The organism is Rugamonas fusca (assembly GCF_014042365.1).
Classification (GTDB): domain Bacteria; phylum Pseudomonadota; class Gammaproteobacteria; order Burkholderiales; family Burkholderiaceae_D; genus Rugamonas; species Rugamonas fusca.
In genome coordinates, this window is sequence record NZ_JACEZS010000091.1 from 1 (window position 1) to 273 (window position 273).

Annotated in this window: 1 pseudogene; it reads left to right on the top strand. The window is 66.3% G+C overall.

Annotation, left to right across the window (positions count from 1 at the left end):
- A pseudogene (locus tag H3H36_RS26450) lies at positions 1-273 on the top strand (TonB-dependent receptor); the annotation flags it as partial.

Here is a 273-nt window from a genome sequence, read left to right on the forward strand (position 1 = left end):
GCGACCTGCCGACCCCGGCCGGCAAGCTGTACTTCACGGCCGGCGCCCAGTCGCGTGACGCATCGAGCGCCGCCTGGGCCCGTGGCGGCGTGGGCTCGGACGATATCCCGTCGCGCAACTCGGCGGCGATGTACCCGAACGGCTTTGTCCCGTTCATCAACGGCAAGATCGACGACCAGTACGCCACCATCGGCCACCGCGGCCAGATCGGCGAATGGAACGCCGACTTCTCGCAGACCTACGGCTACAACAAGATGATGTACGACATCAGCC